Source organism: Rhizobium bangladeshense (assembly GCF_017357245.1).
GTDB lineage: Bacteria > Pseudomonadota > Alphaproteobacteria > Rhizobiales > Rhizobiaceae > Rhizobium > Rhizobium bangladeshense.
Window position 1 is genome coordinate 353498 of the sequence record NZ_CP071612.1, and the last position, 13353, is coordinate 366850.

A 13353-nucleotide genomic window follows, 5' to 3' on the forward strand; every position below is an offset into this window, starting at 1 on the left:
GAAGTCAGGCCGTTGCCGGCTCTCGGACAGCATCATGTCCCCGACCGAATTAATGTAGGGCAGGATCCGGATTTTGGGCCTTGCCCGCGATCATCCTGCCCGGCTGGTCAGCCGTTCTTCGACGGGCTCTGGCGAGCCGAGTGCAAAGAAATCGTCGAAGGAGGCGATCGGAACCTGCTCGGTCAGTTTGGCGAGAAAGTCATCCGATCCAAGCTCTTCCTCGATCGCCTCCACTTCAGCGGAAAGCGGCCGGTCGACTGTATAAAAGGCCGCATGTTTGCGCACGACCTCGTAGAGCATGCCGGCCACCCCCTTCGGTTCATCGCCGAGGATGTCGATCGCCTGGGCAGACAACAGCGCCTCGAGTGCCGCGAGGCGCTTCAGCGCCTGCATCTGCCGCTCGAAGCGTTCGATGACCAGCGGCAGGAAGGCGGCCTCGTCCTCCAGGCCGGCCGCGACGACCAGCGACTGCGCCGAAACGGGGCTGGACATCGACAAGACACGCGAGAAAATCTCGCCGGCAAGCTTGATGATCGGCCCGAAGCCGGTGGCGATCCGTCCCGGCGGTACGAGGTTGACCGGCAGATCGCGTCGCTGGCCGTTGCCGAGGATGACGCAGCGGTTGAAGGCGTTGCGGGCCGCATGCGCCATGCAGAGTGCGGCCGATTCGAGCAGGATCGTCACATCGAGCGGAAGCGAACCGCCAGACGTCATCACCCGCCCCTCGACGACGACCGGATTGTCGTCCGAGCGTCCGGTGGCGGCGAGGATCTTGTGGCCGGTCGAAAGCAGATTTTCAATGACGGCCCCGAACACCTGGGCGATCATACGCAGGCTGAGCGGATCCTGCACATGCGTTGCAACGGGCCAGTCCCATTCGTCCGACGCGTTGCAGAGCCAGGCGCCGATCAGCGCCTCGCGCGCCGTGCCGACGTGGCGGACCGCCTTCCAGGGATCGCGGGAGGCGCCGAGCGCGCCGGCGGCCATCATTGCCGTCGCGAGCAGGATACGGATCGAGGCCGCCGCATTGCGCGTCGTTTCCGCCGCCGCCGCAAAGCTCACCGCATTGACGCTGAGCGAAGCCAGGCTGTCGCGCGGCGCCATCCGCACCGGTTCCAGCCCTGCTGCCCGGAAAGCCTCGGCCGCCTGCATCCGGTTGCCGCGGTAGACCGCCTCGCCAACGCCGGTCAGCACCGCGCCGATCTGCCCCATCAGGCCGATATCGGCGCAGCCGATGGAGCCGGTGCGGCGCACGACCGGGATAAGATCGGCCTCGAGCATCCTGATATAGGCGTGGATCAGCTCCGGCGTGCAGCCGACCTGGCCGGTCAGCGCGGTGTTGACGCGGATCGCCATGGCATTGCGCACGACATTGCAGGAAAAGGGCGTGCCGGTGCCGAAGTGATGGGCGCGCACCAGGCCGAGATTGAAAGTGTCGAGTTCATCCCCCGACCATTCCACATCCTTCATGGCGCCGACGCCCGTCGTAGATCCGTAGACCGGCGTGCCGGCGGCAATCGCGTCCTCGACGATCTCGCGGGCAATCGCGATGCGGGCCATGCCGGTCGGCGAAGCCGAAACGGTCGCCTTGCCGGCTCCGATCGCAACCATCTCGGCAAAACCGAGCGGCCGTCCGGAAAGTTCGATGCCGAGGCGTTCGTGCTTCATGTGCCGTATCTCCTAGAACGGAGTGATCTGGGACGGGTCGCCTCAGATCCGGATCTGTTCCACCGAAAGAGTCAGAGCACGACGTCGCCTGGAATCCTTCACACCTTCGTCATCTGCTCTGATTACGAAACTAGGCGAGCCTTCCCTGACATGGGATATCTCAAATGTCGAACACCGCATGTTTTTGACAAGCGTCAGCTCAGCATCCAGGCAATATAGAGAAGCGTCAATGCGATCACCCAGAGCGCGATCCTGCCCGAGCGGTTGTGCCGCGCCTCAGCCTTGCCGATCGCCTCGGCCGTCTGATCGTCGAAACGAAGGCCGTATTCGCTCATATGCAGCAGCTCGTGGTGGAATTTCTCGGTTTTCGCTGCGATTTCAGGTGCGGCCTCGGCGAGTTTGACCGCCGCCTTCAGCCCGTCCTTGATGTCGGTGACAATCCTCTTCGGTCCGAGATTGGTGCGGATCCAGTCGCCGACGACAGGCTCGGAGGCCCTCCACATATTGAAACGCGGGTTGAGCATGCGTGACACGCCTTCGACCACGACCATGGTCTTCTGCAGCATCACCAGCTCCGGCCGTGTCGCCATGTCGAAGAGTTCGGTCACTTCGAAAAGAAGTGTCAGGAGCTTGCCCATCGAGATCGTTTCGGCCGGCTGCCCATGGATCGGCTCGCCGATCGCCCGGATCGCCTGGGCGAAGCTTTCGACATTGTGGTGGCCTGGCACGTAGCCGGCCTCGAAATGCACCTCTGCAACACGGACGTAATCGCGGGTGATGAAGCCATAAAGGATCTCGGCGAGGAACCGTCGCTCCTTCTTGCCGAGCCGCCCGACAATGCCCATGTCGACGGCGACGATCATGCCGCCGGCATCGACGAAGAGATTGCCTGGATGCATGTCGGCATGGAAAAAGCCATCGCGCAGCGTGTGGCGCAGGAAGGACTGGATCAGCGTATCGGCGAGAAGGTTGAGATCGTGGCCGGCCGCGCGCAGCCCCTCGACATCGGACATCCTCGTGCCGTCGATCCATTCCATGGTGATGACGTCGCGGCCCGTGCGCTCCCAGTCGACCTTCGGCACGCGAAAGCCGGGATCGCTGTCGGTGTTTTCGGCGATCTCGGAAAGCGCTGCCGCCTCCAGGCGAAGATCCATCTCCACCTTCGTCGTCTGTTCCAGCGTTTTCGTCACCTCGACCGGCCTCAGCCGCCGGCTGGACGGCATGAAACGCTCCTGCATATGGGCGACGAGGTACATTGCCTCGATGTCATGGGCAAAACGCTGGCGAACGCCGGGCCGGACGATCTTGACGGCGACCTTCTTTCGGCCTTCGGGTGTTTCGACTTCGGCCGGATGCACCTGCGCGATCGAGGCGGCGGCGATCGGCTCGCCGAAGCTGGCATAGAGTTCGCCGATCGGCCGGCCGAGCGATCCCTCGATGTTCGCCTTTGCGGCGGCAGAGGAAAAGAAGGCCATCCGGTCCTGCAACTGGGACAGGTCGTTGGCGAATTCGACGCCGACGACGTCAGGCCGCGTCGCCAGGAATTGCCCGATCTTGACATAGGAAGGGCCGAGCCGCTCGACGGCCTGCGCCAGACGGTCGCTGCGCTTCTGATGCCGCGCCCTGCTGCGCTCGAAAATCGTGACGAAGGATTTGGCAAGCGCGACCGAAGGCGGCAGGCCTTCGGACGGCAGAGCCGACACGACGCCCTCGCGCACGAGCACCCAGCCGACGCGCCAAAGGCGGAAATAGGCTCCGAAAGTGCTCATGCTGAAGTGCCCCGCCGAGGGAGGTTCGTCTTTTTTTCCTTCATTCCCTCAGAGCTTCCAGCCGGAATGGAGTGCAGCGATGCCGCCGGTATAATTGGTGTAGGTGACGCGGGAAAACCCGGCTTGGCGGATCATCGCCGCGAAATTCTCCTGGTTCGGGAACTTGCGGATCGATTCCACCAGGTATTGGTAGGGCTCGGCATCGCCGGTGATCGCCTTGCCGAATTGGGGAATGGCGTTGAATGACCAGGCATCATAGACCTTGTCGAGAAGCGGCATATCGACTTCCGAAAACTCCAGGACCAGCAGCCGCCCGCCTCGTTTCAGCACGCGATAGGCTTCGGACAGCGCCTTGTCGATCCTCGGCACGTTGCGGATGCCGAAGGCGATCGTATAGGCGTCGAAGCTGGCGGCCCCGAAAGGCAGCTCCTCGGCATTCGCCTCGATGAAGGTGAGATTGCCGGAAAGCTTCCTCTTTTCCGCCCGTTCGGCGCCGACGCCGAGCATCGAGCCGTTGATGTCGAGTACGGTCGCATGTGCCTGCCTGCCCGAGGCCTCGACGATGCGGAAGGCAATGTCGCCGGTGCCGCCGGCAACGTCGAGCACCTTGTAGCCCGGCTCCTTGCGCGGGTTGAGCGCCGAGATCATCGCATCTTTCCAGACCCGGTGCATGCCCGCCGACATCACGTCGTTCATGATGTCGTAGCGCTTGGCGACCTTGTGGAACACCTGGTTGACCAGACCCTGCTTTTCGCCGTCAGCCACCTCGCGGAAGCCGTAGGAGGTCTCCATGCCGCCATCGGCGGAAGTGCGGCTTTCTGACATCAGGCTGCTCCATTCCTTGAAGATCGGCGCGGCGACCATAGCGAAAGGCCACGCGCGACGTTATCACTGGACCGCGCTCTCCGCGGCACACTGGCGCTATAGCGCACATCGTCCTCGGTTGAAACACGTTCGATATAGATGGGTTAAGATGCCGGAATTGCCAGAAGTCGAAACGGTCAGACGCGGCCTGGCGCCGGCGATGGAGGGGGCTTTCATCGCCGAGCTGGAACTGCGGCGGAGGGATTTGCGCTTCCCCTTTCCCAATGCTCTGGCGGACAGGGTTTCCGGCCGCACCATCGTCGGCCTTGGCCGCCGCGCCAAATATCTGCTGGTCGATCTCGACGACGGCAACACGCTGATTTCTCATCTCGGCATGTCCGGTTCCTTTCGCATCGAGGAGGGCGCCGCCTCCGCAATGCCGGGCGAATTCCACCACGCCCGCTCGAAGGACGAGAAACACGATCACGTCGTCTTTCATCTGCAGGGGCCGAACGGCGCGCGCCGCGTCATCTACAACGACCCGCGTCGCTTCGGCTTCATGGATATGGTCGGACGCGCCGATCTCGCCGCCCATCCATTCTTCCGCGATCTCGGTCCGGAGCCGACGGGAAACGAACTCGGCGCAGCTTATCTGGCCGAACGCTTCCGGGATAAGGCGCAGCCGCTGAAGAGCGCGCTGCTTGACCAGAAGAATATTGCCGGTCTCGGCAATATATATGTATGCGAGGCGCTGTGGCGCGCGCATTTGTCGCCGCTGCGTGCTGCCGGCACGCTGGTGACGCGGGGCGGGCGGCCGAAACAGCAGCTCGACCTGCTGGTCGTCTCGATCCGCGACGTCATCGCCGATGCGATCGCCGCCGGTGGATCGTCGCTGCGAGACCATATCCAGGCCGACGGATCGCTCGGCTATTTCCAGCATTCCTTCTCCGTCTATGATCGCGAAGGTGAGGCTTGCGGCACGCCCGGCTGCGGCGGTACGGTCGCCCGTATCGTGCAGGCGGGTCGCTCCACCTTCTATTGCGCCGCCTGCCAGAAGTAACAGTGAGAAACCGGGAGAACAGCATGGCTTACGAGACCTTGATCGTCGAAACACTAGGCAATGTCGGCCTCGTCACGCTGAACCGCCCGCAGGCGCTGAACGCGCTGAACTCTACCGTGCTGAGGGAGCTGAAGCAGGCCTATGCCGCTTTCCATGAGGACGAATCCATCGGCGCGATCGTGCTCACCGGTTCCGAGCGCGCCTTTGCCGCCGGCGCCGATATCAAGGAGATGCAGTCGCTTCAGTTCGCCGATATCTATAAGAGTGATTTCATCAGCGGCTGGGATGACGTCGCCAAGGCGCGCAAGCCGGTGATCGCCGCCGTCAGCGGTTTTGCCCTCGGCGGTGGCTGCGAACTCGCCATGATGTGCGACTTCATCATTGCCTCGGAGACCGCGAAGTTCGGCCAGCCCGAGATCACCCTTGGCGTCATTCCCGGCATGGGCGGCTCGCAGCGGCTGACGCGCGCCGTCGGCAAGGCGAAGGCTATGGATCTGATCCTGACCGGCCGCATGATGGACGCGACCGAGGCGGAACGATCGGGACTCGTTTCGCGTGTGGTGGCGCCCGAGCGTCTCATCGAGGAGGCTCTTGCCGCGGCGGAAAGGATCGCGTCGCTTTCGCAGCCTTCGGTTATGATGGCCAAGGAGGCGGTCAACCGCGCGTTCGAGACGACGCTGGAGGAAGGTCTGCGGTTCGAGCGCCGCCTGTTTCACAGCCTCTTTGCCACGGATGATCAGAAGGAAGGCATGACCGCCTTCATTGAGAAGCGTAAACCTGCCTTCAAGCACCGTTGAATGCTTTTCGGCGCTTCCGGCTGGAAAGCTTGAAAATCCGCGTTGACGTGGGCCGGCTTTAGGGTTATATGCCCGCCCACGGTTCGGAAAGCCGCTCTGGTTTTCCGCGATTGCTCCCGCATTGCTGGATTTGGTGGCCGCAGGGCCCGCGGTAATGGCGGAGTTTGTTCGAATTCTTGAGAGAGGCATCCATGGCCAATACAACTTCGGCGAAAAAAGCGACCCGCAAGATCGCCCGCCGTACCGACGTCAATAAGGCTCGTCGCTCGCGCGTTCGCACTTTCGTTCGCCAGGTCGAAGAGGCAATCGCATCCGGTGACGCCGACAAGGCGAAGGCGGCTTTCCTGGCCGCCCAGCCGGAGCTTGCCCGCGCCGCCAGCAAGGGCGTGCTCCACTCCAACACGGCATCGCGCAAGGTCTCTCGCCTGGCCGCTCGTGTGAAGGCTCTTTCGGTCACCGCGACCGCGTAATCTTTCATTTACGACCTCCTCGTTATGATTAGCCCGGTAATTTTACCGGGCTTTTTCGATTCCGCTGAATGGCCTCTTCGTGGTTAATTGCACGACTGTTTCGTGTCAACGCCATGACAGGAAAAATCCTGCAAAAACAATATCTTGCGCAAGGATGCTTCCGCACTGCGCGACTCTGCCCCACGCTCGCGGGGGCATGGGCGAGTCAAGAAGATTTTTATTTTTTTTCTTTCTTTGCGTGTCAAAATAGCCCGAAAGGGGAATCTCCTTGATTCAAAAGCGATTCTTTTTTGACGCTGGTGTGACGCCCGAAAAGGGCGGGCTGAGTCAATGGCCGCTTCTTAATTTTGCGTAAAATTCATCGTTGATCTTGCCATTTGATCCTGCCTAAATGGCGTCCAACAGAGGGCGCGGACATCACCTGCAGAGCTCGGTCTTAACTGCCACGTCGGCAGGGCGATAAGTTTGTGCCATCTGTTACGGAGCCCTGCGCTTCCGTTTTTTCAAGCACTTGACCGATTTGGGCCGTAACGTGGCTGTTACGGGCAGGGATGTTTTGTGCCTGCGGCAACCACACGTTTAACGTGCGGCCGCCGGATAGGGGATAGTAATATTGCGTTCGGGCTGGTCGGCCGAAGACGAGGATTGACCGACAGCCTGGCACGGAAAGCCGATGAAGGCGCCGCATGAACGCGGTACCTGCAACGGGCTTCTGTGCCGTGTTTGAGTGAACCGGCAGGCGAGTGGCTTCATGAGGATGCCGCCAGCCCGTCAAAGCGGGGAATGATCGGGCGGCTGTTTTAGCGGAGGCCGGCCGATGGAATTGAAAGGCGGCATTATGCAGATGAATACGATGACGGCGGGCGGGCTCGACAATGGGGATGCGGCACCGCAGACGTTCGGCTCCATTCGCCTTGAGGTGGGAGAAGCAAAGGCGGAAATGAAGCAGAGCATTTTGTTTGAGCGCGTCAGCGCGCGCTTGAAGGCGCAGGTCGGTCCTGACGTCTATGCCAGCTGGTTTGCAAGGCTGAAACTGCATTCGGTATCGAAGAGCGTTGTTCGCCTTTCGGTTCCCACGACCTTCCTGAAGTCGTGGATCAACAATCGTTATCTCGATCTCATCACCGGTCTGTTCCAGGCCGAAGATCCGGAAATCCTGAAGATCGAAATCCTGGTGCGCACGGCAACGCGCAGCGGCATGAAGACCGTCGACGAGGTGGTCCAGCCCGAGCCGGCTGCTCCCGCCCAGACGCGCCGGCCGCCAAGCGCCCAACCGGCCGGTCATGCCGTCCAGCAGGCAGTTTCGGCCGTTGCGGCCGCAAGGCCCGCAAGCCTTGGCACGCCGCTCTTCGGCTCGCCGCTCGATAGCCGCTTCACCTTCGATACCTTCGTGGAAGGCAGCTCGAACCGCGTCGCGCTTGCGGCTGCCAAGACGATCGCGGAAGCCGGCTCCGGCGCAGTACGTTTCAATCCGCTCTTCGTCCATTCGACGGTCGGGCTCGGAAAGACCCATCTCCTGCAGGCGATCGCCAACGCGGCGGTGCAGAACCCGCGGGCACTGCGCGTCGTCTATCTGACGGCCGAATATTTCATGTGGCGCTTCGCCACGGCGATCCGCGACAACGACGCGCTGACGCTGAAGGATTCCTTGCGCAATATCGATCTCCTGATCATTGACGACATGCAGTTCCTGCAAGGCAAGATGATCCAGCATGAATTCTGCCATCTGCTGAATATGCTGCTCGACAGCGCCAAGCAGGTCGTCGTCGCCGCCGACCGCGCGCCATGGGAGCTGGAGTCGCTCGACCCGCGCGTTCGCTCGCGCCTGCAGGGCGGCGTTGCGATCGAACTCGACGCGCCGGATTATGAAATGCGTCTCGAGATCCTCAAGCGTCGTCTCGCTGCGGCCCGGCTCGAAGATCCGTCGCTCGAAATTCCCGCTGAACTGCTCCAGCACGTCGCCCGCAACATCACTGCCAGCGGCCGCGAACTTGAAGGCGCCTTCAATCAGCTGATCTTCCGCCGCTCCTTCGAGCCGAACCTGTCGATCGAGCGCGTCGACGAATTGCTCGCTCATCTCGTCGGCTCCGGTGAGCCGCGCCGCGTGCGCATCGAGGATATTCAGCGCATCGTTGCCAGGCACTACAACGTCTCGCGCCAGGAGCTGGTCTCCAATCGCCGCACCCGTGTCATCGTCAAGCCGCGCCAGATTGCCATGTATCTGTCGAAGACGCTGACGCCGCGCTCTTTCCCGGAGATCGGCCGCCGCTTCGGCGGGCGCGATCACACGACGGTTTTGCATGCAGTGCGTAAGATCGAGGAGCTGATTTCCGGCGATACCAAGCTTTCGCACGAAATCGAGCTTTTGAAGCGGCTGATCAACGAATAGTCGACGGATTTTCCAATGGATTCGACGGCCGGGAGCGATTCCGGCCGTTTTCCTTGACCAGCCTTTATTCTATACCTCCAGCCACCCAACGACGCCGGCCGAAGGCGCGGCGGCTTTGGGATGACGAAGACATAAGACGAAAGAAGCGCCGAAAAGGGCGCGCGGGAGGATTGAATGAGTTTTAGAAAGATCGCCGTCCTCGGCCTCGGCAAGGTTGGACGGCTGGCGGCGACACTTTTGCATGAAGGCGGTTTCGAGGTGATCGGCGTCGATGCGCAACTGCCGCTCAGCGATGTTCCCTTCACGTGCCGCACCGGCGATATTTCCGACCCTCAAGTGATCGGCGAACTGCTCGCAACTGTTGAGGCGGTGCTGTCCTGCCTCCCTTATCACCTGAATATCGAATTGGCCCGCGCCGCCCATCTTGCCGGCATCCATTATTTCGATCTGACCGAAGACGTCCCGACCACCAATTTCATCATCGAACTCTCGAAGACAGCCCGCGGCCTGATGGCGCCGCAATGCGGCCTCGCACCCGGTTTCGTTGGTGTCGTTGGCGCAAGCCTCGCCGACGGCTTCGATCGTTGCCGGTCGATCCGCATGCGCGTCGGCGCCCTGCCGCAGCATCCTACCGGTCTTCTCGGCTATGCCTTCAACTGGTCGCCGGAAGGCGTCGTCAACGAATATCTGAATGACTGCGAGGTGATAGAGGGCGGCGTGCGCAAGCTCGTCTCACCGATGGAGTGGCACGAGACGATCTATGTCGGCGGCGTCAAGCTCGAAGCCTTCACCACCTCGGGAGGTCTCGGCACTATGTGCGACACTATGCTCGGCAAGATCGACAATCTCGATTACAAGACCATGCGGTATCCCGGCCATATGGAGCTGATGAACTTTTTCTTCCATGAGCTGCTGATGCGTGACAAGCGCAAGCTCGCTGGCGAGATCCTCACCAATGCCAAGCCGCCAGTCGAAGACGACGTCGTTTACGTCCATGTCGCGGCCGAGGGCACGGAGAACGGCAGCCTGCGCCGCAAGGAGTTCGTGCGCGCCTACTACCCGATCGAGATCGCCGGCGCCCGCCGCACGGCGATCGCCTGGACGACGTCGGCCTCCGTCGTCGCCGTCATTGAAATGGTCCGCGACGGCCTGTTGCCGGCGACCGGCTTCCTGCACCAGGAGCATATACCGCTGGATATGTTCCTGAAGACGCCGACCGGCAGCCTTTTCAAGTCGGGCGCGACCAGCCACCGCTGAGGAACGCCGTCAGGCGCGGCGGCAGATGTCGAACCGCCGCGCCGCAAGCACAGTGGTTCTTTCAGTCAGCAGGCGAGATCGGCCACGACGGAATCGAGGATCAGCATGCCCGATGGCGTGCAGCGCAGGCGCGAATTGCCGATCCGCTCCACAAATTTATGTTCGAGCAGGAATTCCTCGCGTTTCGGGTCGAGCTCACGGCCCGAAAGCTGCTGCCAGCGGGCGAGATCGACGCCTTCCCGCAGGCGCAGTCCCATCAGCAGCAGCTCGTCGGACTGTTCCTCGAAACCGAGCCGCTCCTGGTCGAGAATGCCGTGGCCATCGCGCTCTACCATCTCGAGCCAGGCTTCCGGCTTGCGCTCGGTCGCCGTCGCGATCTTCTCATGCCCGCGCGTCAGCCGGCCGTGCGCGCCCGGGCCGATGCCGGCATAATCGCCGTAACGCCAGTAGGTGAGGTTATGGCGGCTTTCGGCACCCGGCCGCGCATGGTTGGAAACCTCGTAGGCGGGCATGCCCTCGCGCGCCGTAATCTCCTGCGTCGCCTCGTAGAGCAGGGCAGATTGCTCACCATCCGGCACGATCAGCTTGCCTGATTTGTGCAGACCGTAGAAGGGCGTGCCTTCCTCGATGGTGAGTTGATACAGCGAGAGGTGGTCGACGGCATAGGAGATCGCCTCCCTCAGCTCCCTTTCCCATTCTTCGACCGTCTGGTCCGGCCGGGCATAGATGAGGTCGAAGGACATACGCGGGAAGATGTCGCGGGCCAGGCGGATCGCCTTCAGCGCGTCGGCCACGTCATGCAGCCGCCCGAGGAATTTCAGATCCCGGTCGTTCAGAGCTTGTACACCGAGCGAGACACGGTTGACCCCGGCCGTCCGATAGCCGCGAAACCGTTCGGCCTCGACGCTCGACGGGTTGGCCTCCATGGTGATCTCGATGCCGGCGGGAACATGCCAGTGCCGCGCGATGCCGTCGAGAATGGCGGACACCGTCTCCGGCTTCATCAACGACGGCGTGCCGCCGCCGAGGAAGATGCTCGTCACCGTCTTCGGACCGCTCATCGCCCGGACCGCGGCCATCTCCTTCAGAAAGGCGGCCGCAAAGCGCTCCTGGTCCACCGGCTGATGCCGTACATGGCTGTTGAAGTCGCAATAGGGACACTTAGCCGCGCAGAAGGGCCAATGCACATAGACGCCGAAGCCGGGCTCGCCGGTATCGGGCAGGAGCGCGGCATCGCGTGAAAGGCTTGGCGTGTCGAAATTGCCCACGTCCGACTTATGCCTCCAGGCAGGTTTCGACAAAAAGTTTGAAGGCGCGTGCCCGGTGCGACAGCGCCTGCGGCTTGCCGACGTTCCAACCGTGTTTCTCCTCGCCACTCATTTCGCCGAAGGTGACGTCGTAACCCTCGGGCTGGAAGACCGGGTCGTAGCCGAAGCCCTGCGTGCCGCGCGGCGGCCAAACGACATTGCCTTCGACCTCGCCGCGGAAAAGCTCGGTATGCCCGTCCGGCCAGGCAAGGCAGAGCACGCTGACGAAACGCGCCCTGCGCTGTTCAGGCGTCGTGGCGCCGGCATCCTGCAGCGCCTTTTCCACCTTGGCCATCGCCATGTCGAAGTCGCGCGTGCCGTCCGCCTTCTCCGCCCAGTTGGCGGTGTAGACGCCGGGATCGCCGCCGAGCGCGTCGACGACCAGGCCGGAATCATCCGAAAGCGCCGTCATTCCGGCGGCTTTGGCAGAGGCGACCGCCTTGATCGTCGCATTCTCCTCGAAGCTCGTACCGGTCTCGTCAGGTTCGACGAAATTCAATTCGGCGGCGGATTTGGCGGTGAAACCGAGCGGTCCGATCAGTTCCTGGATCTCGCGGATCTTGCCGGCATTGTGGCTGGCGACGACGATGGTTTTGGTTTCGAGCTTGCGCATTCAGCTATCCTGTTCGATGCCCCAGATTTTTGCCTCCGCGCATTCCAGGCTGTTGCCGGCAGGGTCGCGGAAATAGATCGAGCGGCCGCCATTCGGCCAGTGCACCTCGGATTCGATCGCGACATCAGCCGCCTTCAGCCGTTCGGCCATCGCATCTATGTTGCGACCGGACACCCGAAAGCAGGCATGGCCCTGGCCGGTCGTGCCGTGCGGCGGCACCTGCAGCGCTTCCGGCGCCGGAGGCTTTACCGTTTCCTCCGGATTGAAGATCAAGAGAACGCCGGGGCCGCAGCGGAAGAACACATGACGGTTGCCGGCGCGGGTGATCTTTTCAAGTCCGAGGACGTTCTCGTAGAACGCCTCGACCCGGTCGAGGTCCCGCGCGTAGAGCGCCGTTTCCAACATGCCTTCCAGCATGGGGTTCATCCCGCAATCGCCTGTTTCTGCAGCGCCACCAGTTCGCCGATGCCGTTCTTGGCAAGCCGCATCAGCGAGGTGAATTCCTCTTCGCTGAACGGCGCGCCTTCGGCCGTTCCCTGGATTTCGACGATGCCGCCGGCGCCGGTCATGACGAAATTCGCGTCGGTCTCGGCCGACGAATCTTCGAGATAGTCGAGGTCGATGACCGGCTGACTGGCGAAAACGCCGCAGGAGATGGCGGCGACATGATCCTTCAGGACCCGGTCGACCTTGATCATGTTGCGGCTTTCCATCCATTTCAGGCAGTCGTAAAGCGCGATCCAGCCACCAGTGATCGACGCCGTCCGCGTGCCGCCATCGGCCTGGATGACGTCGCAATCGAGCGTGATCTGCCGCTCGCCGAGCGCCTGCAGATCAATGACGGCGCGCAGAGAGCGGCCGATCAGCCGCTGGATTTCCTGCGTGCGGCCGCCCTGCTTGCCGGCGGCGGCCTCTCGCTTCATGCGCTCGCCGGTCGCCCGCGGCAGCATGCCGTATTCCGCCGTGACCCAGCCTTTGCCGGTGTTGCGCAGCCATGGCGGCGTCTTGTCCTCAAGGCTAGCCGTGCAGAGCACATGCGTATCGCCGAATTTCACCAGGCAGGAGCCTTCCGCATGCTTGGAAAAATTGCGCTCGAACGAGACCTTGCGCATCTGGTCGGTTTTTCTGCCTGAAGGCCGCATTCTTATCTCCTGGAGTTGCTGACCGCTTCTACGATTGGCGGCGCCTATTTGCAAATTCCCTTTTGCCACGAGGGCGA

General features: G+C 62.2%; 12 protein-coding genes. 5 read left to right on the plus strand and 7 right to left on the minus strand.

From position 1 onward, the window contains the following. Positions 1–90: 90 nt before the first annotated feature. The 3 genes from J2J98_RS01735 to ubiE all read right to left on the minus strand — a co-directional run bounded on the left by J2J98_RS01735 (position 91) and on the right by ubiE (position 4262). Positions 91–1668, minus strand: coding sequence for an aromatic amino acid lyase (locus J2J98_RS01735; protein ID WP_207602198.1), 1578 nt, complete (start codon positions 1666–1668; stop codon positions 91–93). A 194-nt stretch (positions 1669–1862) separates the two neighbouring features. Beyond that, on the minus strand, positions 1863–3437 hold the full coding sequence (ubiB, locus tag J2J98_RS01740) for a 2-polyprenylphenol 6-hydroxylase (RefSeq protein WP_064707740.1): 1575 nt from the start codon (positions 3435–3437) through the stop codon (positions 1863–1865). A 48-nt stretch (positions 3438–3485) separates the two neighbouring features. Next, on the minus strand, positions 3486–4262 hold the full coding sequence (ubiE, locus tag J2J98_RS01745) for a bifunctional demethylmenaquinone methyltransferase/2-methoxy-6-polyprenyl-1,4-benzoquinol methylase UbiE (RefSeq protein ID WP_064707881.1): 777 nt from the start codon (positions 4260–4262) through the stop codon (positions 3486–3488). Between the two features lie 148 nt (positions 4263–4410). Between ubiE and mutM the strand changes: the two genes are divergently transcribed. The 5 genes from mutM to J2J98_RS01770 all read left to right on the plus strand — a co-directional run bounded on the left by mutM (position 4411) and on the right by J2J98_RS01770 (position 10214). Further along, positions 4411–5301 carry a bifunctional DNA-formamidopyrimidine glycosylase/DNA-(apurinic or apyrimidinic site) lyase gene (mutM, locus tag J2J98_RS01750; protein WP_064707741.1) on the plus strand — a complete coding sequence of 297 codons (891 nt, stop codon included), beginning with the start codon at positions 4411–4413 and terminating at the stop codon, positions 5299–5301. A gap of 23 nt (positions 5302–5324) precedes the next feature. Further along, positions 5325–6098: an enoyl-CoA hydratase gene (locus J2J98_RS01755; protein ID WP_207602199.1), complete on the plus strand. Its 774-nt coding sequence runs from the start codon at positions 5325–5327 to the stop codon at positions 6096–6098. Between the two features lie 191 nt (positions 6099–6289). Beyond that, positions 6290–6568 (plus strand): 30S ribosomal protein S20, encoded by a 279-nt coding sequence (rpsT, locus tag J2J98_RS01760; RefSeq protein WP_064693542.1) that lies wholly within the window; start codon positions 6290–6292, stop codon positions 6566–6568. An 838-nt stretch (positions 6569–7406) separates the two neighbouring features. Continuing rightward, positions 7407–8957 carry a chromosomal replication initiator protein DnaA gene (gene dnaA, locus J2J98_RS01765; protein WP_138394497.1) on the plus strand — a complete coding sequence of 517 codons (1551 nt, stop codon included), beginning with the start codon at positions 7407–7409 and terminating at the stop codon, positions 8955–8957. Between the two features lie 174 nt (positions 8958–9131). Then, on the plus strand, positions 9132–10214 hold the full coding sequence (locus J2J98_RS01770; RefSeq protein ID WP_207602200.1) for a saccharopine dehydrogenase family protein: 1083 nt from the start codon (positions 9132–9134) through the stop codon (positions 10212–10214). 65 nt (positions 10215–10279) lie between these two features. Here J2J98_RS01770 and hemW read toward each other — a convergent pair whose 3' ends face one another. The 4 genes from hemW to rph are packed head-to-tail and all read right to left on the minus strand — an operon-like array spanning position 10280 to position 13276. Further along, a complete protein-coding gene (gene hemW / locus J2J98_RS01775; RefSeq protein ID WP_064707744.1) occupies positions 10280–11482 on the minus strand; it encodes a radical SAM family heme chaperone HemW in 1203 nt (400 codons plus the stop codon). Between the two features lie 7 nt (positions 11483–11489). Further along, positions 11490–12134, minus strand: a complete 645-nt coding sequence (gene rdgB / locus J2J98_RS01780) for an RdgB/HAM1 family non-canonical purine NTP pyrophosphatase (RefSeq protein ID WP_207602201.1) — start codon at positions 12132–12134, stop codon at positions 11490–11492. Further along, entirely contained in the window at positions 12135–12560 is a 426-nt protein-coding gene (locus J2J98_RS01785; RefSeq protein ID WP_138394296.1) for a VOC family protein, read from the minus strand. Beyond that, positions 12557–13276, minus strand: coding sequence for a ribonuclease PH (rph, locus tag J2J98_RS01790; RefSeq protein ID WP_064707747.1), 720 nt, complete (start codon positions 13274–13276; stop codon positions 12557–12559). Before rph ends, J2J98_RS01785 begins: the two co-directional genes overlap by 4 nt. Positions 13277–13353 lie beyond the last annotated feature (77 nt).